The organism is Mixta calida (genome assembly GCF_002953215.1).
GTDB classification, from domain to species: Bacteria; Pseudomonadota; Gammaproteobacteria; order Enterobacterales; family Enterobacteriaceae; genus Mixta; species Mixta calida.
In genome coordinates, this window is the sequence record NZ_CP026378.1 from 928,224 (window position 1) to 952,796 (window position 24,573).

Annotated in this window: 13 protein-coding genes; 6 read left to right on the top strand and 7 right to left on the bottom strand. The window is 55.7% G+C overall.

Annotated features, from left to right (window positions below; genetic code table 11):
* Positions 1 to 77 precede the first annotated feature (77 nt).
* The 3 genes from aceE (at position 78) to lpdA (ending at position 6,297) form a co-directional block, all read left to right on the top strand.
* Entirely contained in the window at positions 78 to 2,741 is a 2,664-nt protein-coding gene (gene aceE / locus C2E16_RS04365; RefSeq protein ID WP_038628194.1) for a pyruvate dehydrogenase (acetyl-transferring), homodimeric type, read from the top strand.
* Between the two features lie 13 nt (positions 2,742 to 2,754).
* Entirely contained in the window at positions 2,755 to 4,653 is a 1,899-nt protein-coding gene (aceF, locus tag C2E16_RS04370) for a pyruvate dehydrogenase complex dihydrolipoyllysine-residue acetyltransferase (RefSeq protein WP_038628192.1), read from the top strand.
* Between the two features lie 219 nt (positions 4,654 to 4,872).
* Positions 4,873 to 6,297, top strand: a complete 1,425-nt coding sequence (gene lpdA / locus C2E16_RS04375; protein WP_038628189.1) for a dihydrolipoyl dehydrogenase — start codon at positions 4,873 to 4,875, stop codon at positions 6,295 to 6,297.
* Positions 6,298 to 6,698: 401 nt separating this feature from the next.
* Here lpdA and C2E16_RS04380 read toward each other — a convergent pair whose 3' ends face one another.
* Positions 6,699 to 8,387, bottom strand: coding sequence for a methyl-accepting chemotaxis protein (locus C2E16_RS04380; protein WP_084970000.1), 1,689 nt, complete (start codon positions 8,385 to 8,387; stop codon positions 6,699 to 6,701).
* Positions 8,388 to 9,364: 977 nt separating this feature from the next.
* Here C2E16_RS04380 and C2E16_RS04385 point away from each other — a divergent pair.
* Positions 9,365 to 9,868 carry a phenolic acid decarboxylase gene (locus C2E16_RS04385; RefSeq protein ID WP_038628186.1) on the top strand — a complete coding sequence of 168 codons (504 nt, stop codon included), beginning with the start codon at positions 9,365 to 9,367 and terminating at the stop codon, positions 9,866 to 9,868.
* A gap of 259 nt (positions 9,869 to 10,127) precedes the next feature.
* On the opposite strand, the gene mgtA is transcribed toward C2E16_RS04385, so the two are convergent.
* A complete protein-coding gene (mgtA, locus tag C2E16_RS04390; protein ID WP_084970001.1) occupies positions 10,128 to 12,815 on the bottom strand; it encodes a magnesium-translocating P-type ATPase in 2,688 nt (895 codons plus the stop codon).
* Positions 12,816 to 13,555: 740 nt separating this feature from the next.
* On the opposite strand from mgtA, the gene acnB reads away from it, so the two are divergent.
* Positions 13,556 to 16,153, top strand: coding sequence for a bifunctional aconitate hydratase 2/2-methylisocitrate dehydratase (gene acnB / locus C2E16_RS04395; protein ID WP_104951624.1), 2,598 nt, complete (start codon positions 13,556 to 13,558; stop codon positions 16,151 to 16,153).
* Positions 16,154 to 16,220: 67 nt separating this feature from the next.
* Here the strand turns inward: acnB and C2E16_RS04400 are convergent, their stop codons facing one another.
* Complete coding sequence (locus C2E16_RS04400) at positions 16,221 to 20,039, bottom strand: S6 family peptidase (protein WP_159378710.1); 3,819 nt, start codon at positions 20,037 to 20,039, stop codon at positions 16,221 to 16,223.
* 259 nt (positions 20,040 to 20,298) lie between these two features.
* Between C2E16_RS04400 and yacL the strand changes: the two genes are divergently transcribed.
* Positions 20,299 to 20,661 carry a protein YacL gene (gene yacL, locus C2E16_RS04405; RefSeq protein ID WP_038628179.1) on the top strand — a complete coding sequence of 121 codons (363 nt, stop codon included), beginning with the start codon at positions 20,299 to 20,301 and terminating at the stop codon, positions 20,659 to 20,661.
* Positions 20,662 to 20,790: 129 nt separating this feature from the next.
* Here yacL and C2E16_RS04410 read toward each other — a convergent pair whose 3' ends face one another.
* From C2E16_RS04410 to C2E16_RS04425, 4 genes are read right to left on the bottom strand one after another with little or no spacing between them, the layout of a single operon-like run.
* Complete coding sequence (locus tag C2E16_RS04410; RefSeq protein WP_038628176.1) at positions 20,791 to 21,471, bottom strand: SDR family NAD(P)-dependent oxidoreductase; 681 nt, start codon at positions 21,469 to 21,471, stop codon at positions 20,791 to 20,793.
* Complete coding sequence (locus C2E16_RS04415; RefSeq protein ID WP_084971615.1) at positions 21,468 to 21,947, bottom strand: YhcH/YjgK/YiaL family protein; 480 nt, start codon at positions 21,945 to 21,947, stop codon at positions 21,468 to 21,470. The genes C2E16_RS04410 and C2E16_RS04415 overlap by 4 nt, the downstream gene beginning before the upstream one ends.
* A gap of 21 nt (positions 21,948 to 21,968) precedes the next feature.
* On the bottom strand, positions 21,969 to 23,150 hold the full coding sequence (locus C2E16_RS04420) for a sialidase family protein (RefSeq protein WP_084971612.1): 1,182 nt from the start codon (positions 23,148 to 23,150) through the stop codon (positions 21,969 to 21,971).
* 1 nt (position 23,151) lies between these two features.
* Positions 23,152 to 24,567, bottom strand: a complete 1,416-nt coding sequence (locus C2E16_RS04425) for a sodium:solute symporter family protein (RefSeq protein WP_084971610.1) — start codon at positions 24,565 to 24,567, stop codon at positions 23,152 to 23,154.
* Positions 24,568 to 24,573: the final 6 nt, after the last annotated feature.

Sequence of the window (24,573 nt, forward strand, 5' to 3'; positions counted from 1 at the left end):
ATTTTGGAATGAAGCAGAATGCAGGGAGACAGGCTCCAGATAATTCAACGTATTAGACACAGATAAGGAATACCCCCATGTCAGAACGTTTACATAATGACGTGGATCCGATCGAAACCCGCGACTGGCTACAGGCGATCGAATCGGTCATCCGTGAAGAAGGTGTTGAGCGTGCGCAGTTCCTGATTGACCAGGTGCTGAATGAAGCGCGTAAGGGCGGCGTGAAGGTCGCTGCAGGTACTGCTGTCAGCAACTATATCAACTCTATCGCCGTTGAAGATGAACCGGACTATCCGGGCAACGCCTCTCTGGAGCGTCGTATCCGTTCCGCAATTCGCTGGAACGCCATGATGGCGGTACTGCGTGCGTCGAAAAAAGATCTGGAGCTGGGCGGTCACCTCTCATCTTTCCAGTCTTCCGCAACGATCTATGAAGTCTGCTTCAACCATTTCTTCCGCGCGCGCAACGATAAAGACGGCGGCGATCTGGTTTACTTCCAGGGGCATATCTCTCCGGGCGTCTACGCACGCGCGTTCCTTGAAGGCCGTCTGACCGAAGAGCAGATGAACAACTTCCGTCAGGAAGTGCATGGCAATGGTCTCTCTTCCTATCCGCACCCGAAACTGATGCCGGAATTCTGGCAGTTCCCGACCGTCTCCATGGGGTTGGGTCCGCTGTCCGCCATCTATCAGGCGAAGTTCCTGAAATATCTGGAACACCGCGGCCTGAAAGACACCTCCGCGCAGACCGTATACGCGTTCCTGGGCGACGGCGAGATGGACGAGCCGGAATCTAAAGGCGCTATCACCATCGCGACCCGCGAGAAGCTGGACAACCTGGTGTTCATCATCAACTGTAACCTGCAGCGTCTGGATGGCCCGGTCACCGGCAACGGCAAGATCATCAACGAGCTGGAAGGCATCTTCGGCGGCGCCGGCTGGGAAGTGATCAAGGTTATCTGGGGCAGCCGTTGGGATGAACTGCTGCGTAAAGATACCAGCGGCAAGTTGATTCAGCTGATGAATGAAACCGTCGACGGCGACTATCAGACCTTCAAATCGCGCAACGGCGCCTACGTGCGCGAGCACTTCTTCGGTAAATATCCAGAAACCGCCGAGCTGGTGAAAGATATGACCGACGACGAGATCTTCGCGCTGAACCGCGGCGGTCACGATCCGAAGAAAATCTACGCGGCACTGAAAAAAGCGCAGGAAACCAAAGGCAAGCCGGTCGTAATCCTGGCGCATACCATTAAAGGCTATGGTATGGGCGACACCGCAGAAGGCAAAAACATCGCGCACCAGGTGAAGAAGATGAACATGGACGGCGTACGTTACGTCCGCGATCGCTTCAACGTGCCGGTTGCTGACGAAGCGCTGGAAAAACTGCCGTACGTCACCTTCGAAAAAGATTCCGAAGAGTACAACTACCTGCACGGCCAGCGTCAGAAGCTGGGCGGCTATCTGCCGAGCCGTCAGCCAAACTTCACCGAGAAGCTTGAGCTGCCAACGCTAGCAGATTTCGCGCCGCTGCTGGAAGAGCAGAACAAAGAGATCTCCACTACCATCGCTTTCGTTCGCGCCCTGAACGTGATGCTGAAGAACAAGTCGATCAAAGATCGTCTGGTGCCGATCATCGCTGACGAAGCGCGTACCTTCGGTATGGAAGGCCTGTTCCGTCAGATCGGCATCTACAGTCCGAACGGCCAGCAGTACACGCCGCAGGACCGTGAGCAGGTTGCTTACTATAAAGAAGACGAAAAAGGTCAGATCCTGCAGGAAGGGATCAACGAACTGGGCGCCGGTGCGTCCTGGCTGGCGGCTGCGACTTCTTACAGCACCAACAACCTGCCGATGATCCCGTTCTACATCTACTACTCTATGTTCGGCTTCCAGCGCATCGGCGATCTCTGCTGGGCGGCGGGCGACCAACAGGCCCGCGGCTTCCTGATCGGCGGTACCTCCGGTCGCACCACGCTGAACGGCGAAGGTCTGCAGCATGAAGATGGCCACAGCCATATTCAGGCGCTGACCATTCCGAACTGTATCTCTTATGATCCGGCTTTCGCCTATGAAGTTGCGGTGATCATGCAGGATGGCCTGACGCGCATGTATGGCGACGCGCAGGAAAACATCTACTACTACATCACCACGCTGAACGAAAACTACCATATGCCAGCGATGCCGCAGGGCGCGGAAGAGGGTATCCGTAAGGGTATCTACAAGCTGGAAACCGTAGAAGGCAGCAAAGGCAAAGTGCAGCTGCTGGGCTCCGGCGCCATCCTGCGTCACGTACGCGACGCGGCGCAGATTCTGGCGAAGGATTACGGCATCGGCTCCGACGTTTACAGCGTTACCTCGTTCACCGAGCTGGCGCGCGACGGTCAGGATTGCGAGCGCTGGAACATGCTGCACCCGACGGAAGAAGCGCGCGTGCCTTACATCGCTCAGGTGATGAACGACGCGCCTGCCGTTGCCTCAACCGACTACATGAAACTGTTCGCTGAACAGGTTCGCAGCTACATTCCGGCCAGCGACTATCGCGTACTGGGCACCGACGGCTTCGGCCGCTCTGACAGCCGTGAGAACCTGCGTCACCACTTCGAAGTAGATGCTTCCTACGTGGTGGTGGCAGCGCTGGGCGAACTGGCCAAACGCGGCGAAATCGATAAGAAAGTGGTGGCGGACGCCATTGCCAAATTCAGCATCGATGCAGATAAAGTCAACCCGCGTCTGGCATAAGAGGTAAAGATCAATGGCTATCGAAATCAAGGTACCGGACATCGGTGCAGATGAAGTTGAAGTGACCGAGATCCTGGTCAAGGTTGGCGACAAGGTGGAAGCCGAGCAGTCGCTGATCGTCGTCGAAGGCGACAAAGCGTCGATGGAAGTCCCGTCGCCGCAGGCAGGCGTGGTGAAAGAGATCAAAGTCAGCACCGGTGACAAAGTCGAAACCGGCAAACTGATTATGATTTTTGACGCGGAGGGCGCAGCGGAAGCTGCGCCAGCGCCAGCCGCCGAGAAGAAAGCCGACGCGCAGCCAGCGCCGGCCGCCGCCGCAGCCAGCAAAGACGTCAACGTGCCGGACATCGGCAGCGACGAAGTCGAAGTGACCGAAATCCTGGTGAAAGTGGGCGATAAAGTCGAGGCGGAACAGTCGCTGATCGTCGTTGAAGGCGATAAAGCCTCAATGGAAGTGCCTGCGCCGTTCGCGGGCACGGTGAAAGAGATCAAAATCAACACCGGCGATAAAGTTAGCACCGGCTCCCTGATTATGATCTTCGAAACCGCCGCTTCCGGTGACGCCGCTGCGGCCAAGCCGCAGGTAAAAGAGGAAGCGGCCAGCGCGCCTGCGGCCTCCGGCGGCTCAGCGACCAAAGAAGTCAACGTGCCGGATATCGGCGGCGATGAAGTGGAAGTCACCGAAGTGCTGGTGAAGGCGGGCGATAAAGTCACCGCCGAGCAATCTCTGATCGTCGTCGAAGGCGACAAAGCGTCGATGGAAGTCCCGGCGCCGTTCGCAGGCACGGTGAAAGAGATCAAAATCAACACCGGCGACAAAGTCAGCACCGGTTCGCTGATCATGCTGTTCGAAGTGGAAGGCGCTGCGCCAGCGGCGGCTCCTGCGGCGAAACAGGAAGCGTCCGCGCCAGCGCCTCAGGCTGAAAAAGCGGCTCCGGCTCCGGCCGCCGCGAAAGCCAGCGGCAAAGACGAATTTGCCGAGAACGACGCCTACGTTCACGCCACGCCGGTTATCCGTCGTCTGGCGCGCGAGTTCGGCGTTAACCTGACGAAGGTGAAAGGCACCGGCCGTAAAGGACGTATTCTGAAAGAAGACGTTCAGGCTTACGTGAAAGACGCGGTGAAACGCGCTGAGTCTGCACCTGCTGCGGCAAGCGGCGGCGGACTGCCGGGCATGCTGCCGTGGCCGAAAGTGGACTTCAGCAAGTTCGGTGAAATTGAAGAAGTCGAGCTGGGCCGCATCCAGAAAATTTCTGGCGCCAACCTGAGCCGTAACTGGGTGATGATCCCGCACGTTACGCACTTCGACAAAACCGACATCACCGAGCTGGAAGCGTTCCGTAAACAGCAGAACGCCGAAGCTGAGAAGCGTAAGCTGGATGTGAAGATCACCCCGGTTGTCTTCATTATGAAAGCCGTTGCTGCCGCGCTGGAGCAGATGCCGCGCTTCAACAGCTCGCTGTCTGAAGATGGCCAGAAGCTGACGCTGAAGAAATATATTAACATCGGCGTGGCGGTTGATACGCCGAACGGTCTGGTAGTTCCGGTGTTCAAGGATGTTAACAAAAAAGGCATCATTGAACTCTCGCGCGAACTGATGACCATCTCCAAAAAAGCGCGTGATGGCAAGCTGACCGCTGGCGAAATGCAGGGTGGCTGCTTCACCATCTCCAGCATCGGCGGCCTGGGCACCACCCACTTCGCGCCGATCGTCAACGCGCCGGAAGTGGCCATCCTTGGGGTGTCCAAATCCGCGATGGAGCCGGTCTGGAATGGTAAAGAGTTCGTGCCGCGTCTGATGCTGCCGATCTCTCTCTCCTTCGACCACCGCGTGATCGACGGTGCTGATGGTGCGCGTTTCATCACCATCATCAACAACACCTTGAGCGATATCCGCCGTCTGGTGATGTAACAACGACAAGGCCGGCTTATGCCGGCCTTCTCACAGGTCAGGTTATCGCCGCTGAGCCTGCCTGAAATGCGGGAAATGGGATCTTACGGAGCCGAAGCGGTTTGCAGTCTGTTAACAATTCTGTAAACTCTTGCGGTGAACGCGTCCCGGTGGATGAAGGGCGTACTGTGAATCAGGAAAGTGACGTCTGACCGCCGGATAGTCAATTAAGAGGTCATGATGAGTACAGAGATTAAAACCCAGGTCGTGGTACTTGGGGCAGGTCCTGCAGGCTACTCTGCAGCCTTTCGTTGCGCTGATTTAGGTCTGGAGACCGTAATAGTAGAGCGTTACAGCACCCTCGGCGGTGTTTGCCTGAACGTCGGCTGTATCCCTTCTAAAGCGTTGCTGCACGTTGCGAAAGTCATTGAAGAAGCCAAAGCGCTGGCGGAACACGGCATCGTATTTGGTGAGCCGAAGACCGACATTGACAAGATCCGCACCTGGAAAGAGAAAGTCATCAACCAGCTGACCGGCGGTCTGTCTGGCATGGCGAAAGGGCGTAAAGTTAAAGTTGTTACTGGTCTGGGTAAATTCACCGGCGCGAATACGCTGGTTGTCGAAGGCGAAAACGGCGCGACCACCATCAATTTTGATAACGCGATTATCGCGGCGGGTTCACGTCCAATTCAGCTGCCTTTCATTCCGCATGAAGATCCGCGCGTATGGGACTCTACGGCTGCGCTGGAGCTGAAAGAAGTGCCGAAACGCATGCTGGTCATGGGCGGCGGCATCATCGGTCTGGAAATGGGCACCGTTTACCATTCGCTGGGTTCAGAGATTGACGTGGTTGAGATGTTCGACCAGGTGATCCCGGCTGCCGACAAAGATGTGGTTAAGGTCTTCACCAAGCGCATCAGCAAGAAATTCAATCTGATGCTGGAAACCAAAGTGACTGCGGTTGAAGCGAAAGAAGACGGCATCTACGTTTCCATGGAAGGCAAAAAAGCGCCGGCGGAAGCGCAGCGTTACGACGCGGTGCTGGTGGCTATCGGTCGCGTGCCGAACGGTAAAAACCTGGACGCTGGCAAAGCGGGCGTGGAAGTGGACGAGCGCGGCTTTATCCGCGTTGATAAGCAGATGCGCACCAACGTGCCGCACATCTACGCTATCGGCGATATCGTCGGTCAGCCGATGCTGGCGCACAAAGGCGTGCATGAAGGCCACGTGGCGGCAGAAGTTATCGCTGGTAAGAAGCACTACTTCGATCCGAAAGTCATTCCGTCCATTGCTTACACCGAGCCGGAAGTGGCATGGGTTGGCCTGACCGAGAAAGAAGCGAAAGAGAAAGGCATCAGCTATGAAACCGCCACCTTCCCGTGGGCGGCATCTGGCCGTGCGATCGCTTCCGACTGCGCTGACGGCATGACTAAGCTGATTTTCGACAAAGAAACCCATCGCGTTATCGGCGGGGCGGTTGTCGGCACCAACGGCGGCGAGCTGCTGGGTGAAATCGGCCTGGCAATTGAAATGGGCTGCGACGCCGAAGATATCGCGCTGACTATCCACGCTCACCCGACGCTGCACGAGTCGGTTGGCCTGGCGGCAGAAATCTTTGAAGGCAGCATCACCGATCTGCCTAACCCGAAAGCGAAGAAAAAGTAAGTCTTGCGCGGGTAAGAACGACGCTAACGGCTCCGAAAGGGGCCGTTTTTTTATTGGTCGGGAATAAAGGAAGGATAGGTTTATCCTGTGATGTTTTGCGATCAAGTAATAAAGGCTGGCGGGCGTCGGTTGTTATTCTCTAAAAAGTTTGTGAATCAAGATAATAGCGTTTTTAAAAAGTAGGATGGATGGGGGGATTTTTAAGCGTTATTTTTTGCTTTTGATATCATTGATATAAAATTAGCGCGTTCCCCGCGCTGGCAGAGATAAACCGGCCGGATACGGCGTCAGAATGACTGACGCCGGCTGTTCGGTGATTACCGCAACGGATGACATGGCAGCGTATCAACAGGCCGGTTTTCTGGCCTGTTTTTTATCTCCTGCTGCATTCGTCTGCAAGGCTAGAACGTTGTCCATCCCTCCTGCGGTTCTGACGTATTCAGCGGTTTTAGATCGGGCGCTTTGATGGCAGGCTTGTTCCCGTCCTGATCGTTCCGTTTAGACTGGCGACCTGTGCTGTTTATACGGAACACGGCAACCGCCTCCGTTAAGCGACCGGATAGTTCTTCCAGCGCAGCCGCTGCGGTGGCCGATTGCTCAACCAGTGAAGCGTTCTGCTGGGTCACCTGATCCATTTCTGAGACAGCGACAGCAATCTGATCGATACCCCGGCTCTGCTCTTCTGAAGCCGAGGCAATTTCGGACATGATGCCGGTCACCTCGGTTACCGCTTTCACTATCTCGTTCATCGTTTCCCCTGCTGTGCTCACAAGGCTCGTCCCGGCTTCCACCTTGCTTGCGGACTCTTCGATCAGCCCCTTGATTTCTTTAGCAGCCTGCGCGCTGCGGTGCGCCAGATTACGGACTTCCCCTGCCACAACCGCGAATCCGCGCCCCTGCTCACCCGCGCGGGCTGCTTCCACCGCTGCATTCAGCGCGAGAATGTTTGTCTGAAAGGCAATGCCGTCAATTACGCTAATAATCTCAGAAATTTTCTGCGAGCTGGTGACGATATCATTCATGGTGCTGACTACGTTATCCACGACTGTGCCGCCGCGCTGGGCAATGCCGGTGGCATTACGTGCAAGCTTGCTTGCCTGAGCGGCATTTTCCGCGTTCTGCTTCACCGTCGCCGTCAGCTCCTCCATACTCGCTGCCGTTTCCTCCAGCGAGGCCGCCTGCTGCTCGGTTCGTGAGGAAAGATCGTTATTACCCTGTGAAATCTCACTCGCACCGCTAAAAATGGCGTCTGCGCTGTTGCGTACTTCCCCCACTGTCACCGTAAGCGCTGCCTGCATATTTCTCAGGCCTGCGGCCAACTGCCCCATCTCATTGGTGCCGTCAACTTCAATTACGGAAACAAGATCCCCACCGGCAAAAGAGCGGATATTTTCGAGGAGTTTGTTGAGGGGAATAATGAGTATTTTCCGAAGCCCATACCAGGCGAGGAGGGCCATAAAAACGGTGAAAGAAAGCGTTGCAATCAGTATCCAGAGATTGACTTCATAATTACGTTGAATGTTTTCAGTTCCCTGTAAAAGTTTTTCCCGGTTATTCTTGTAATACTGATTTAACTGTGTCTGAAAATCGTCCTGGTATTTTTGTGCAGGGTAATCCAGGAACTGCTGTATTTGCTTTTTCTCCAGCTGGATAGCCATTTCAGAAAGCGCTTTATGAAAGTCGGCATAGCTTCTATCTAACTGTTTAAACGCTTCTTTATCCTGCGCCAGTCCGTTGAGTATATCATTATAGTCTTTCCAGAAACGTTCGGCGTTACTGAGGTAGCTTCTGCTGTCATGGATAAGCGAATGAAAAAGTGTGTTTATCTCATCCTGATTGTTATTATCTGCATATGCCTCAAGTGCAAGGAAATAAGTAGCTGCCCGGTTCAGGGCATTTCTTGTCTGTAATAATGCCGCCCATGACTGATTCAATGCCACCTGTTCGTTTTGGATAGTCTGCTGCTCATGAAAGGCATTATTTGCGTGTTTATTTCCAATGAGGGAAATCCCCCCGGTCGCCATTTGCAGCAAAGTAAATATCAGCAATACTGCAAACAATCCTGTAACAATTCGAATACGTTTCAGCATATAAAAATCTCCATCAGCCTTCCATGCGTTCTTTCTGTGAACGTTGATCGTTAAAGAATCTATCGGCTTGCGAAAAAAAAACTTACATTTTTTTTGTGATTTTTTTGCCTGTCAGGCGAGCGTGAGGGGATGGTTTATATAGTTGCCGCATCACTTCATAAAGATGTGTAAAAAATAAATTCATGCAAAATTTCCTACTCTCTTTTTTAGGCGCTACGCAGAAAAAGAGGGCAGCGAACGGCTGGTTGGATCCAGCCGACGGCGATTAACTGTTCGTAAGCAGCTTACACACATCAGCGCTGATATTGACAACCGTTCCAGGGTAGGCGGAACAGATAGAATCGATGGTAGCTATGCATGATGCAATTTTTTCTGAAACCGCCTGTATGAGTACGGTTTGTGGTGAAGAAATAGCGCCACGCTCAGTTCAAAGCAAAAAACATGTTCTTCATGAGGGGATAAACCGGGATTGTCAGACAAGCTCTGGAGATGTCAGGGTGTTCCCCGCGTCAGCAGGAATAAACCGCTGGCTGAAATAGATGGCATTTTTATCAACGTAAGCGTTTAGGGGCAGGGAGAACAGACAGAGTTGACTGCCGCACAGGCAGCTTATGGCAGCGGCTCTACCAAAGAAATAAACAGGCGATATAAAAGCGCAGCCTTTTGCCTGTACTGCTGTTGGAGAATTTCAATAAACCCCCTCTATCTTGCAGCGCAATGTAATTAACTAAAACTATTTATATATGACAAACAGTGATTTCTTATAGCAAAATGTATATTTTATTACCTTCTGTTGCTACTACCTGATTTTTACTGTCATAAATAATTCCCAAAGTCGCAATAATTATCAAACATCTTTTTGCTGGTTCTGTCTCTGCAATAACCTCTTTGATATAAGGCAAATGAAATTATTTTTATCAGAAATTTCTGTTAATGCTGTTCTATAATTTACCCATTAACCAGAAGGAGTAAATTTTATGAGCTTTGATAAACATGATATTAGCGGTTTAGTGGGTAAACATCTGGTCTATACTTATGATAATGGTTGGAACTATGAAATTTACGTCAAAAATAATGCAACGGTAGATTATCGCATTCACAGCGGTCTGGTCGGTAACCGTTGGGTGAAAGATCAGCATGTTTACCTGGCGCGCCTTGCCAGCGATGTTTACAAAATTTCCTGGACGGAGCCTACCGGCACCGATGTCAGCCTGAGCGTGAACCTCGCCGACAAAGTGTTTCATGGCACCATCTTCTTCCCGCGTTGGGTAATGAATAACCCGGAAAAAACCGTCTGCTTCCAGAACGAACATCTCGATGAAATGGCCAGCTACCGTGAAGCAGGTCCGGCCTATCCGACTGAAGTGATCGATGAGTACGCCACGCTGACCTTTATCCGCGACGTGGGTGAAAATGACGATAGCATCATTAACTGCCCGGCCAGTGAACTGCCCGCCAACTTTCCTGAAAACCTGAAATAAACGGAGCGCCTGGCTGGCCCAAAAATATCTTTCTTTGCAGCAGAGAATATTGCGGTAAAGCGTAATGTTGCAATGCGTGCCCGTTTGCAAAGCCCCAAGTTTATAACCCCGACCTGACAATATATCAGGCCGGGGTTATTTTTTAGAATAATATTTGCCAGCGGTGGTATTAATTATAGTCTGACAAAAGTGATTATTTCCCGTGGACGGCGTGATAAAAACAAAAGCCGCTCAGGAAAAGGTTTGAACACACTTTATCTCAGAACCACTCGCCATAGCGACGCATATAAATCGTTTTCACGCCCTGGCTTAACAGACAATAGCCGAGCAGCGTGGCGACCAGCCACGGGAAGTAGCTTAACGGCAGCGCCTGTAAACCAAAAGTGGCGGCCAGCGGCGAGAAAGGCAGCGTGACGCCGATAACCACCACCGCCAGCGTTGTTAGCATAATCGGCCAGCTGGCGCGCGCCTGGATAAACGGAATCTGGCGCGTACGCAGCATATGCACCACCAGCGTCTGGGAAAGGAGCCCTTCAATAAACCAGCCGGACTGAAACAGTCCCTGATGATCGATGCTGTTGGCGCCGAAAACATGCCACATCAATGCGAATGTCGTGATATCAAAAATTGACGACAGCGGGCCCATCCACAGCATAAAGCGTCCGATATTGCGCGCATCCCATTTACGCGGGCGTTGCAGAAAGGATTTGTCCATCCGGTCCCAGGGCAGTGCCAGTTGGGAGATATCATAAATCAAATTCTGTAACAGTAGCTGAATGGCCAGCATCGGCAGAAAAGGAATAAAGGCGCTGGCGACCAGCACGGAAAAAACATTGCCGAAGTTCGAGCTGGCGGTAATGTTCAGATATTTAATGATATTGCCGAAGGTCTGGCGACCGGTGACAACCCCCTGTTCCAGTACCAGCAGGCTTTTTTCCAGCAGAATAATACCTGCGGCCTGGCGAGCAATATCGCTGGCGCCGTCGACGGAGATCCCGACGTCGGCGGCGCGCAGCGCTGCGGCGTCGTTAATGCCGTCGCCGAGAAAGCCAACGGTATGTCCCTGCTGTTGCAGCAATCTGACCACGCGCGCCTTTTGCGCCGGCGTGATACGGGCGAACAGCGTATGCTGCGTCGCCCGCAGCGCCAGCTGCGCATCATCAAGCTGGTCGATCTCTTCGCCCAGCAGCGGCTCGCCTGCTTCCAGACCGACGTCGCGGCAGATTTTAATGCTGATCGCGGCGCTGTCGCCGGTCAGCACCTTAATCGCCACGCCTTTTTCCTGTAGCGCCTGAATCGCTGCTGCCGCGCTCTCTTTTGCCGGGTCGAGGAAAGTAAGCATGCCGTACAACGTTAAATCGCACTCGTCCTCAGCGGTTAAATGCTGATACCACCCGGTGGCGCCGGTTTCACGCTTGCCTATCAGCAGCACGCGGTAGCCTTCTTCGTTCAAACGCGCCGCCCGATCGCGCAGCCTGTTACGCCACGCGTCATCCAGCGGCTGCCGTTGTCCGTCGATACAAACGTGAGTGGAGACCGCCAGCATCTCCTCCAGCGCGCCCTTGCAGATTAAAAGGTGCTGGCCCTGCTCATCTGCAACCATTACCGACAAACGGCGGCGCTCAAAATCAAACGGCAGCTCATCAATTTTACGCCAGTGCTGGGGTAAATCATGACGATGGCGCGTAAACGCCAGCACCGCGCGATCCATCAGGTTTTTATGGCTGCTCTGATGGCGGCTGTTCAGCCAGGCCAGCGTCAGCACCTGATGATCGCTGTTGCCCTGTAGATCAATATGCCGATCCAGCACAATTTGGTCTTCGGTCAGCGTCCCGGTTTTATCGGTGCAAAGCAGATCCATGGCGCCGAGATTTTGAATCGCCTCCAGGCGCTTCACCACCACTTTACGGCGCGCCATCGCCATGGCGCCTTTCGCCAGGTTGGTGCTGACGATCATCGGCAGCATTTCCGGCGTGAGTCCGACCGCAACCGCCAGCGCGAAAAACGTGGCGTCAAGCCAGTCGCCTTTGGTAAAGCCGTTCAGCAGCAGCACAACCGGCACCATCAGCGCCATAAAACGGATCAGCAGCCAACTTACGCTGTTAACGCCGCGATCGAAGGCGGTAGGCGCGCGCTCGCCGACCAGTTTACGCGCCAGAGAGCCAAACCAGGTGCGGCTGCCGGTAACGACCACCACCGCCGTAGCGGCGCCGCTGGCGACATGCGTGCCCATCAGGCACACGGAAGCGGCCTTAAACAATGCGCTTTCACTCAGCGGCTGTACGGCATTTACAGGCGTCAGCCGACACGATTTTTCTACCGGCAGCGCTTCACCGGAAAGGGCGGACTGGCTCACCAGCAGGTCGCGCGCGGCCATGAGCTTAATATCCGCCGGAATCAGATCGCCTGCCGCGAGCAGAATAATATCGCCCGGCACCAGATCCCGCTGCGGCACCTCGACAATTTGCGGGGATACGCCGTTATCTTTTCGACGCAGCACGCTGACGCGGGTAGTCATCAGCGCGCGCAGCGCATCCGCCGCTTTATTATTGCGGAACTCCTGCCAGAAGCGCAGCAGGGCGCTAAGCAGCACCATGGTCAACATAATGGTGATGCCGGTCAGATCGGTCTCCTCACCCTGACGCAGCGGCAGCCAGTAATCGGTGAAAAAGCTAATGAAGGTCAGCCCCAGCAGCACATAAATAAAGGGGTTGTTAAATGCTGTCAGCAACTGCCAAAGCGGATGAGGCGCCTGTTCATTGGCGACCTCGTTGGCGCCGTAGCGCGCCTGGCGCTCAAGAACCTGTTTATGGGTTAATCCGCGCTCGCTGCTCTGTAAACGCAGCAGCGTGGTTTCAGCAAGAACGCCAGCTTCATCGCCGATCGGCAGGCGTCGTTGAGCCGCAGCAGCGCGCTGACGCGCCGCCAGATTGATGGTCTGAGTCATCTCAGTTACTCCAAATGATACGCACCCCGATCCCGCTCAAAATGAGATCGCGGCAAAATATGAGATGGCGTTGCAGAGAAAGGGAGTAGGTTACTCAGCTCCTGTGCAACGCGTTTTACGTTGCATACAAGGGGGTTCGTCCATGACGTCTCCTTAACCGCCGTAAGGCGATAACAGATTCAGCGCTGTAAGAGTCAGCGTAAGGCGAGCCGTTACGTTAATCCGTAATGGCGAAAAGAGGCCGCTTATAGCCTGGGGGAAAAAGTGCGCGGCGATACATTAACATCAGGTTCATCTCTCAGGGGGTTAAAACGCAGACGAACCGAAAGCTCGCTGCCTGCCTGGCGGCAAGCGGCTGGCTTGCCTGTTAGATCGAATAAGTAAGCAAAAAAGGGCTCCTGCTAATAAACGGCGCTAAGTATAAAAAGATTCAGACGCTGGGTAAATTCGCAGCCTTAACCGCTCCTCAACGGGAAAGACATTTTTTCCTTAACAAAAACGCCTCAGCCATAAATTAATTTTATCGTTAAAAAGTTGAAAAAGCGCTGCGGCAGGCGTTTCGCCGGGGAAACGGCTTTGATAAATAATGTTGCTTTTTTGTAAACGCATTAACAACAGCAGCAAATCCTGCTATGCTGGCGGACGCGAAACCGGGCACCTTACCCTACATAAGCATCCAACAGATCGCCGTGAAAAAAGGTGGCCGGAAAGCCCTATACAATGAGAGCGAGGAGAACGTCGTGCTAGATGAATACCGTAAGCACGTTGCCGAGCGTGCAGCCCAGGGAATTGTTCCTAAACCTTTAGATGCATCCCAAATGGCCGCGCTGGTTGAACTGCTGAAGAACCCTCCGGCGGGTGAAGAAGAATTCCTGTCCGATCTGTTAATTAATCGTGTGCCGCCGGGTGTTGATGAAGCGGCCTATGTCAAAGCCAGCTTCCTGGCTGCCATCGCCAAAGGCGAAACGACCTCTCCTCTGGTAACACCTGAAAAAGCGATCGAATTGCTTGGCACCATGCAGGGCGGCTACAACATCCATCCGCTGATTGAAGCGCTGGATAATGAAAAGCTGGCGCCGATTGCCGCGAAAGCGCTGTCCAACACGCTGCTGATGTTCGATAACTTCTACGATGTGGAAGAGAAAGCGAAAGCGGGCAACCCGCATGCGCAGCAGGTGATGCAGTCCTGGGCGAACGCCGAATGGTATCTGAACCGTCCTGAGCTGGCGGAAAAAATCACCGTCACCGTGTTCAAAGTCACCGGCGAAACCAACACCGACGATCTTTCTCCGGCGCCGGATGCCTGGTCGCGTCCTGATATCCCGCTGCATGCGCTGGCAATGCTGAAAAACGCCCGTGAAGGCATTGAGCCGAACGAGCCGGGCAACGTAGGCCCGATCAAACAGATCGAAGCGCTGCAGGCGAAAGGCTATCCGCTGGCTTACGTCGGCGATGTAGTCGGTACCGGCTCCTCGCGTAAATCCGCCACCAACTCGGTGCTGTGGTTTATGGGCGACGACATCCCGTACGTGCCGAACAAAAAAGGCGGCGGCGTGGTGCTGGGCGGCAAAATCGCGCCAATCTTCTTCAACACTATGGAAGATGCCGGCGCGCTGCCGATCGAAGTGGACGTCAACAACCTGAATATGGGCGATGTCATCGACATTTATCCGTACAAAGGCGAAGTGCGCAACCACGAAACCGGCGAGCTGCTGGCTGAATTCAGCCTGAAAACCGACGTGCTGCTGGATGAAGTGCGCGCCGGCGGCCGTATTCCGCTGATTATCGGGCGCGGCTTGACCACCAAGGCGCGTGAGTCGCTGGGCCTGCCGCACAGCGACGTATTCCGTCAGGCGAAAGATGTGGCGCAAAGCACGCGCGGCTTCTCGCTGGCGCAGAAAATGGTTGGCCGCGCCTGCGGTGTCGACGGCATCCGTCCGGGTCAGTATTGCGAGCCGAAGATGACCTCCGTCGGTTCGCAGGATACCACCGGCCCGATGACGCGCGATGAGCTGAAAGATCTCGCCTGCCTTGGTTTCTCGGCCGATCTGGTGATGCAGTCGTTCTGTCATACCGCCGCCTATCCGAAGCCGGTCGACGTGCAGACGCACCACACGCTGCCTGACTTTATTATGAACCGCGGCGGCGTCTCGCTGCGTCCGGGCGACGGCATTATCCACAGCTGGCTGAACCGTATGCTGCTGCCGGATACCGTCGGCACCGGCGGCGATTCGCACACCCGTTTCCCGATCGGCATCTCTTTCCCGGCGGGCTCCGGCCTGGTGGCGTTCGCCGCCGCGACCGGCGTCATGCCGCTGGATATGCCGGAATCGGTACTGGTGCGCTTCAAAGGCAAAATGCAGCCGGGCATCACCCTGCGCGATCTGGTGCACGCGATCCCGCTGTACGCCATCAGGCAGGGCCTGCTGACCGTTGAGAAGAAGGGCAAGAAAAATATCTTCTCCGGCCGCATTCTGGAGATCGAAGGTCTGCCGGAGCTGAAAGTCGAGCAGGCGTTTGAGCTTTCCGACGCCTCTGCCGAGCGTTCCGCCGCTGGCTGTACCATCAAGCTGGATAAAGAGCCGATTATCGAATACCTGAACTCCAACATCGTCCTGCTGAAATGGATGATTGCGGAGGGCTACGGCGATCGTCGTACGCTGGAGCGTCGTATTCAGGGCATGGAAAAATGGCTGGCCGATCCGCAGCTGCTGGAAGCGGACGCCGACGCCGAGTACGCAGCGGTGATCGAGATCGATCTGGCGGAGATCAACGAGCCGATTCTCTGTGCGCCAAACGATCCTGATGACGCGCGCCTGCTCTCCGACGTGCAGAACGAGAAGATCGATGAGGTCTTTATCGGTTCCTGTATGACCAACATCGGTCACTTCCGCGCGGCGGGTAAACTGCTGGACAGCCATAAAGGCCAGCTGCCGACCCGTCTGTGGGTTGCGCCGCCGACCAAAATGGATGCGGCGCAGCTGACGGAAGAGGGCTACTACAGCGTCTTCGGCAAGAGCGGTGCGCGTATCGAGATCCCTGGCTGTTCGCTCTGCATGGGCAACCAGGCGCGTGTGGCGGACGGCGCGACCGTAGTCTCGACCTCGACGCGTAACTTCCCGAACCGTCTGGGTACCGGCGCTAATGTCTACCTGGCTTCGGCGGAGCTGGCGGCCGTCGCTTCTCTGCTGGGTCGCCTGCCGACGCCGGACGAGTACCAGCAGTTCATGTCGCAGGTGGATAAGACGGCGGTCGATACCTACCGTTACCTGAACTTCGATCGTTTGGATCAGTACACCGAAAAAGCGAAAGACGTGATTTTCCAGACGGCAGTCTGATAACGCAGCACGAAAAACAAAAGGGCGGTAATAACCGCCCTTTTTTACGCCTGCTGTTTAAGGGTTATCAGAAAGTTACCTTTATGCCTCCGGTAATTCCCCAGTCGTTGATGCCTTCTTTTTCCGTTTTGCGTTGATGCTGGAGCTGGCCGGTTAGCTTAACGTTGTCCGCGACATTTAACGCCATATCCGCCGCTAGCTGAATACCATTACCGCCCTTGCCGGAGTTGAAGGTCGCGTGATTTGTGCTGTCGCCCACCCGCGTTTTATTCGTGTGCGAAGAGCGATGGACGTAGCGCAGCGAGCCGCCCAGACTAGCCTGCTGCGTTGGGCAACGCTCGCATTGATAGCGCCAGGCGGCGCCCAGCGAATAGAGCGGAGTGCGCTGCATCTGCCAGGAGACGTTAGCGTTATCGCTATCGCGCAGGCTGTTGATTTGTAGATGCTGATACAGCAGACCGGCAACCGGGCCTACGCGATGATTGCCGAGCTGCCAGGTTTTTTCCGCATCGAGACCCAGATGCCAGCTGGAGGCCGTTGGGCTGGCGACCCGCCCGCGCATATCGGTATTCACTTTACCGCGAAAGTGCGTATAGCCGAACGGCGCCGATAACGTCAGGCCGCTGTCATGCTGCCACGTCAGCTGCGAAAATAAGCTCAGGGTATCGAACTGGCTGTTGCTGACGCCGTCACGCGCCTGCGGCACCATGGAGAGTTTGCCCCAGGCGACGCCAACGCTAAGGTTGGCGCGTTGTTGCTCTCGATCCAGTAGCGTGCGCTGTGTGCCCAGCATCCAGCCGTGATACTGGCTATGGAAGTTGTAGCCGTAGCGTTGGAAATTTTCGCGCGTATGATAACGATCGCTGCCTTTGTAGCAGAAAGCAAAAAAGGAGGAGTCATCGCGTGCCTGCGCTTTAAATAGCGAAAGTAAGTTCTTCTCAAAGCTGAGAAAGGCTGTCGGCAGGGAAATGTAGGCGGGCACCTGCGGGATCACCGCAGGTCGTACTACCTTGTCGGGGACCGGCGTTGGCTGCGTCTCTGGCGCCGGTTCTGGCTGCGGCTGCGGCGTTGGTTCTGGCTGCGGCTGTGGCGTTGGTTCTGGCTGCGGCTGTGGTGTTGGTTCTGGCTGCGGCTCTGGCGACGGTTCTGGCTGCGGCGTCGGCTCTGGCTGCGGCTGCGGTGTTGGTTCTGGCTGCGGCTCTGGCGTTGGTTCTGGCTGCGGCTGCGGTGTTGGTTCTGGCTGCGGCTCTGGCGTTGGTTCTGGCTGCGGCTGTGGTGGTGGTTCTGGCTGCGGCTCTGGCGGGGCGGGAATGGCGTTACCGTCCTCGCTCAGCATGATATTTTGCAGACGATAATCCCAGAAACGATCGCCAGCACCGTCAAGCAGACGCTGTTCCGCGCTTGCTTTGCCAGGCGCAAAGGCATACAGGCCCCACGCCCAGGCGCCACGCGCTACGTAGCTGCCCGCGAGCTTAAAGCTGTCGGCGCTGGCTTTACCGCCTACCTGAATCAGTGAAATGCCTTCATGGTTATCAGCGATACCGTTATGGTTAAGATCGCTGTCGCTCCAGATGCCCTGCGGGTTGACGCTGACCATTATCGCTTGATCGTTTGCGCTTTGCAGATCACCGTCGATTAGCAGGCGATCGGTCACGCCATCGCTGAAGCGGGTATTGAGCGCCAGCGTATTAGCGCTGCTGCTGGTAAGGTTTTTAATGCGCAGCGTTGTGCCGATCTTATCCTCCGGCTGCGCTCTGCCGGGAAACAGTGTTGCGCCGCTCGCCATGATGACCGCGTCCAATGTGCCTTTACCGGCCAGCAGCGTATTTTCCGCCATGTTGAGCGGCGAGGTGATGTGATTATTCACCACCAGCTCGCCCTGATTCAACGCGATACCACCTTCGGCTGTTACTTCGCCATTCAGCGTCAGGCGTCCTTCGCCCTGTTTCTCCAGCCAGCCTTTTCCGCTGATACTGGCATCAATACGCGAAGCGAGTTCGCCTGCGGTGCTGGCGCGTTGTCTGATATCGGCGTACAGCACGCTATCGCTGTCGGTCAGCATCACGCTGCCGTCAAGAGCCGATCTGGCGTAAAGATTAAGCCTGGCGTTGCCCGTCAGGGTAGCGGCGGTGGTCAGATTGCCGTGCTCCCCGAGCGTCAGCGCCGCATCAGGCGCTACCGTTAGCGTGTTGGCGGAATAATATTTCTCATCCCAGTCGTTGCTATAGTAAACCTTACCGGCATGGTACACACGCTGACCGGTAAGCGACAGCTCACCGGCGTTGACCGCCAGCTGATTTAACTCAGCGCCGCCCGCCAACTGCCTGACGGTTAAATTATTGTCTGGCTGAAAGATAAGATTAAGCCTGTCGGCGCTGGCCTTATCGCCAAATTTCCCCAAAAAAGCGTATTTATTGCTGTTGAGCGTGACCGTCGCCTGCTGGCTCGCGTGATGATTAACAATGCGTGCGCCGTCGTCATTATGATTAATCTCGCCGAAGCTGAGGCTGTTGCCGTTTAAATCGAGCGTACCACCTCTGTAGCCGAACTGAATATGGTCGCTGCGTAATTGATCGGCACTATTGAGTATCACGGTAGGCCGTCCGCTGACCAGCGTTACGCTGGAAAACGCCTGTTTCGCGCCGTTTTCATCTGCCTGCTGATCGAGAATCACCGTGCCGTCGCCCACGTTCAGCGCTCCGGCATTGACGCCGCTGGCGTTAATATGCAGCACGCCGGCGCCAATTTTATGCAGCGCGTCGTTGTCCAGACCGTTTACCTGCCAGAGTACGGTGCGATCTTTATCTACCTCCACGCCGCCACCGACCCAGGTTGCGTTACGGCCATAGGCGCTGCTAACGGCATAGTCTGCGGAAAAGCGTAGATTTCCCGCGCCCAGATTGATCGGCTTGTCCAGAATAATATGGCCGCCTTCGCCGTTAAAGTGTAGATCTTTCGTGGCGTTCAGCGCTTCATTGCTGGCATTAGCGGGCGACAGACTGGCGTAGCTGTCATCAAGGCCATGCCATTGCCATTGGGCGCTGCCCTGAGTAATGGCGGCGCTATTCCAGTGAATATTCCCGTTCGCGGCTATATCTGTAATCTCAGGCGAACGGTTCATTAACATAATATCTTGATTGAACCCGTCAGGAATATATTCAGCGCCGCTGATGCGCTGATAAGGTCCCTTATTAGAAATAGCGGCATGCATTACGCCAACAACTTTCCATTTTTTTTCCAGCGAATCATAGGCAAATACCGGGCTGCCGCTATCGCCTCCCAATATGGCAGAGGAGAACGGGGAAGAAAAAGGCGAGTCCGGCGCATAATTTTGCCAGCGCAGCGTACCGGGCGCGAAATTGATTTTCTCTCCAAAAAGAGTGCCGGCAGTTTTCCAGGCATAAGCACTGGCCAGTTGCAACTCCTGCTGCATATCATCGCTAATCTGAGCCTGAGTGCCGCCGCCAACGCGCGTATACCAGCTGTAGCGCTCATGGTCTGCCTGGCGGATAACGGATTTTTCAACATAATCAACTGGGGCAGCGTCAGTAACAACTTTATTCAGGCGCGGCAGATGGTAATCAGTGGAAGATTCGCTGTGTTCATTACGGCTAATTAATTTATAGCTGGCGGCATATTTCGCGCCATTTCCAAAGCTGACTGTTTTATAGCCTTTGTTATGTCTGACGCCGGCGACATAGGAGGGAGAAATTAATGTCGCGTATCCGCCATTTGCCACCATGCCAAAATCGGGCAACGGGAAATCGAGATACCCGTCTAAGCTATTATCTTTTCGGTAAACAGGAACATGGGTGGCGCCAGGTTTGTATTTTCCTAAATTCTCAGCGAAGTCGCGGTAGTCCTGAACGTTAATGTCGTGGCGCATAACGCCTGCCTGTGCCGCTAAACTTAAAAAAGCGCTGCCCCAGCAGCATCGATATAGTCTTCTTTTCATTAACATATCCGTATGTTTTTATTGAAGTGAGGAAAATAATCAATCTGGAACAATATAAATAAATTTGAGGACATAATGTATATTCGCGGCAAAAATGCGACGTTTCTCAATTTTCACGCTGTGTTTCAGGCACCAAGCTGCAATAATGCGCGCTATTAACGCCTTAGCTGCTGATATTGAGGGTAGAACAATGGAGTATGAATTTTTGCGCGACGTCACTGGCCAGGTGAAGGTGCGTATGAGCATGGGCCACGAGGCGGTCGGCCACTGGTTCAATGAAGAGGTCAAAGGCGACATGGCATTGCTGGATGAAGTCGAAGCGGCGATGGAGCAGGTTAAAGGCAGCGAGCGCGAATGGCAGCGTCAGGGCCATGAATATACGCTTTCACTCAACGGCGAGGATGTGATGATCCGTGCTAACCAGCTCGCTTTCGATACGGATGAGCTGGAGGAGGGCATGAGCTACTACGATGAAGAAAGCCTCTCGTTCTGCGGCATGGAAGACTTTCTGGCGGTAATCGCCGCCTACCGCGCATTTATGCAGGGCCGCTGAAACAAGCCCGCCCATGCAGCCGCAACAGGGTAGCCAGTGGCGAAAAGGTCTGACAGGATAAAAAAGCAATGAGAAATTTGAAGGCCCGCATCATTATGATGCGGGCCTTTTTGCTTTAGCGCTGCTGAATCAGTTGAGCGAGGCGCCGCCGCATATGGCGATCTCCTGACCGGTAATGGCGGCGGCGGCGGGAGAGAGCAAAAAGCTCGTCAGCGCCGCCACTTCATCCGGCTGAATATAGCGGCCAATCGGCGGCAGCTTTGGCGGCGAGCTGGCGCGGCCGGGACCATCCAGCATCGGTGTCGCCGTCGCGCCGGGCGCCACCACATTAACGGTAATGCCGCGCGGCGCCAGCTCCGCCGCCCAGCTGCGCGCCATGCCCACCAGCGCCGCCTTGGTGCTGACATACTGGCTGCGGCCCGCCGCGCCGCGCGAGGTACGGCTGCCGATCAGGATAATGCGTCCGTCGTCAGGCAGACGATTCAACAGCGCGTTGGCGATAAGTTCCGCCGCGTAGACATGCAGACGCCACAGCCGCTGGCTGATTTCTCCTTCCAGTGCCCCCAGCGGCGCCGCCTGCATCATTCCGGCTGCGTGAATAAAGGCGTCAGGCGCCGGCAGCGTCGCCAGCGCGGTTTTTAACGCCCGCTCGTCAGACAGGTCGACGGCCAAATGATGCAGAGCGTGGTGCGCCTCGCCGCTGGCCGAGCGGCTGAGTCCGGTCACCTGCCAGCCTTCGCGCAGCAGACGCTCGACAATGGCGCGACCAATGCCGGAGCTGGCGCCAGTGACCAGCGCATGGCGGCTCACGGCGCCCTCCGCAGCATCTCAACCGGCACTTTAAATACCGCCTTGCGCACCTGCGCCGGTCGGTCGTCTACCGCGCACAATGCCTGATGCGCTTCGCCGGGCGCGAATATGGCGAAATCGCCCGCTTGCAGATGCAACTGTTGACGCAGCTGCGGTTGCGCCACGATCCAGAGGTCGGGTTTGCGCTCTTCCGCCGGCATTTCCCGCGCGTCTGCGACGTCGTAGCGAATGATCTCCTCACCGGCCAGCACCACCTGAATATCGAGCCAGCGGCGGTGATATTCGGTGTGACGAGTAACCGCAGGCGCGGTGTCATTGACGCCGATAGTGCAAAACCAGCCTGCGCCTTCCGGTTGCCAGCGTCCGTCGGGCGCTGACTGTAGCGCCGCCAGCGAACATTCTGGTCGCGCCAGCAGGGCGTAAAGTTCTTCTGGCAGCGTCGCCAGCGCAAGGTATTGCAAATTGCCCGTTATCATTCTCTCTCCTTGCTTTCGTCGTTAGCCGGTCACCCAGCTTTCATCCACGCGCGCATACTTAATCGTCTGACGATGCCAGGTCCAGGCGATATGCAGCTTACCGTCCGGCCCCTGTTTAATACTGGGATAGGAGAGCTCTCGGTTCAGGCGTTGCTGCGAGTTATTGGTCATGCAGTAGCCGTCGCCTTCCTCCAGATTGCGCCGCCACGGCCAGCTCCGGCCGCCATCCCGCGAGATCGCCAGCGTCATCGGCGCACGCGGCGCGCCCCAAAAGGCGCTGCGTCCGCCGTGCGGCTGCGCCGCGACCGATAGCGCATCGCTACCTTCTTCATCTTCAATTTCGTCATACAGCGAGGTGCGGCGTTCGCTGGCGCCTTCCGCGCTCATATTGTTAAACACCAGCGCCAGATCGCCGTTGGCGAGCGTCGTCACCTGAATGGACGAATTGTTGTTCGGCAGCTCGGTGGGCTGCGGCGCGCTCCAGCTTTCGCCGCCGTCGACGGAGCGGCTCTGCCAGATATAGTCGGCCCAGCGGCTGCGGAACAGCGCCAGCAGCGAACCATCCTGCAACACTACGATATTCATATGCACGCAGCCGGTGCTTTCCGGCACCGCCACATCGCGCCAGCTGCGCCCGTTATCGCGCGAAATCTTCACCGCGCTAACGTCATGGTCGCCTACCCATTTTTCGCCTGGTCGCGTGCGGCAATAGAACACCGGCAGCAGCCACGCGCCGTCCGGCAGCACGACGATCGGCTGGCGGATAAAGGTGCCTGGCTCCTCCAGCAGCGTCTGGATTTCGCCCCAGCTGTAGCCCATATCCTGCGACTGGCGACAGCGCACGATCGCCGTATCCTGATTGCCGGATTTCTGCGCGGTCCAGAGCAGCCACAGCACATTATCGGGTGCGAGAAACAGCACCGGGTTCTGCTCGGAGCGGCCCGGATCGTCTGAAAGCTTCTGCGGCGCGCTCCAACGGTCGCTGCCGCTGTTCAGACGCGAGCAGTAAACAGAGATATCGGCGATCCCCTCCTGAGTGCCGCCGAACCAGACGCACATCAGGTCGCCGTTCGGCAGCGGCAGCAGGTTCGCCGCATGGTTTTGCGGGCAGGGTGAAGGCAGCATCGCCGTCAGCCGCTGCGGATCGTCCGCCGCTTCGTTAAGCTGGCCGTCAAAGGGAAGGGTTGGGGTTGCTTGCGTCATATCAGGCTCCACTCTTTTGCATATTTTGTTTGGTTTTCGCCACCGGCTGCTTCTGCGGGATCAGGTGATCCAGCGCCATAATCACCGCCGGGGTAATCAGGGCGATATACATATTGTTGATGCCAAACGGATCGCCCAGCAGATACCAGACCGAGGTAACCACGCAGGCGCCGATCAGACCGGCGTTGGCGCCGCGCGCGCTTTTGAAAAAAGGCAGGTAAAAGGCCATCATCGCCACTACCGAGATCGACAGGCGTATGGCGCGAGTAAAGAAAGAGAGCTTGAGCACTTCCGGCACGAACAGGACGAACAGCAGCGGCAGGAAGCCGATCGCCAGCGACAGCCAGCGCGTCATTTTGAATTCGCGCTCCGGCGTCGGGTTGCGCATCGGCACATAGAAGTCTTTGACGATCAGGGAAGCGATCGCCAGCGCCACGGTGCTGACGCTGACGAAAATCGACGCCACCAGCGAGGTGGTGACCAGGCCCGCCAGCCACGGACTCATATCCTGCAAAAACACTGGCAGCGCGTAGAGGCTGTTGATATCGGGATGCAGATATTTCGCTGCGACGCCGATAATGGCGATAGCGATGGCGATAGGCAGACAGAAAAAGAAAGCCACCCAGGTGGCGCGCTTCGCTGAGGCGGCATTTTTTGTCGAGGAGATCGCCTGGATCACAAACTGAGTGCAGAAAATGGAGCCGATAGTGCCGATCAGCCAGGCGAAAATAGTGCTGGCGCCGACGTGGCCGTCCCAGGTCCAGTAGAAATCGGGCATCTTCTCTACCATCGGTGAAATGCCGCCGGTCATATGCAGCGCTACGCCGAGGATCACCAGTATGCCGAAGTATTTTATCGCGCTGTGCAGCAGCGTCACCCAGACCATCCCTTTCATACCGCCGAAGGCAAAGTAGAAGGTGCTGACGATGGCGGTAATAAAGGCGGCCACCGGCAGATTCACCTTCAGCACCGTAGAGATCGCCGCCGCGCCGCTGACGTAGTTGCCGACGTTCACCAGCAGCAGGGCGTAGATCATGATCAACGAGATAATGTTCTTCGTCGAGGTGCCGTACTTTTCGGCGATCGCCCCGGAGATGGTGATTTTGCCGGTATTATAGATGCGCTTCACCAGCAGCAGGCCGAACAGCGGAAAGCCGATCGCCGCGCCAATCACTGACCAGGAGGCGGCGAAGCCATCTTCAAAGGCGGCCTGCGCGGTGCCGATAGTCGACTTCGCGCCGATATATTCCGACATTAGCATCACGCCGACAATAAACGCCGGCATGGCGCGCGAGCCTTCCATAAAATCGCCGGCGCTTTTACTGCGCAGCCGCCAGGTGAGCCAGGTGGTAAATAAGATATACGCAATCACGATACCGATAATGATCAGCGTATCGACAGCAGCAAATTCTTTCATTATGGC

Bases quoted from the DNA above. Each gene is read 5' to 3' on its own strand.
- aceE (WP_038628194.1), top strand. From the start codon at position 78: ATGTCAGAACGTTTACATAATGACGTGGATCCGATCGAAACCCGCGAC.
- aceF (WP_038628192.1), top strand. From the start codon at position 2,755: ATGGCTATCGAAATCAAGGTACCGGACATCGGTGCAGATGAAGTTGAA.
- lpdA (WP_038628189.1), top strand. From the start codon at position 4,873: ATGAGTACAGAGATTAAAACCCAGGTCGTGGTACTTGGGGCAGGTCCT.
- C2E16_RS04380 (WP_084970000.1), bottom strand. From the start codon at position 8,387: ATGCTGAAACGTATTCGAATTGTTACAGGATTGTTTGCAGTATTGCTG.
- C2E16_RS04385 (WP_038628186.1), top strand. From the start codon at position 9,365: ATGAGCTTTGATAAACATGATATTAGCGGTTTAGTGGGTAAACATCTG.
- mgtA (WP_084970001.1), bottom strand. From the start codon at position 12,815: ATGACTCAGACCATCAATCTGGCGGCGCGTCAGCGCGCTGCTGCGGCT.
- C2E16_RS04400 (WP_159378710.1), bottom strand. From the start codon at position 20,039: ATGCGCCACGACATTAACGTTCAGGACTACCGCGACTTCGCTGAGAAT.
- yacL (WP_038628179.1), top strand. From the start codon at position 20,299: ATGGAGTATGAATTTTTGCGCGACGTCACTGGCCAGGTGAAGGTGCGT.
- C2E16_RS04415 (WP_084971615.1), bottom strand. From the start codon at position 21,947: ATGATAACGGGCAATTTGCAATACCTTGCGCTGGCGACGCTGCCAGAA.
- C2E16_RS04420 (WP_084971612.1), bottom strand. From the start codon at position 23,150: ATGACGCAAGCAACCCCAACCCTTCCCTTTGACGGCCAGCTTAACGAA.
- C2E16_RS04425 (WP_084971610.1), bottom strand. From the start codon at position 24,567: ATGAAAGAATTTGCTGCTGTCGATACGCTGATCATTATCGGTATCGTG.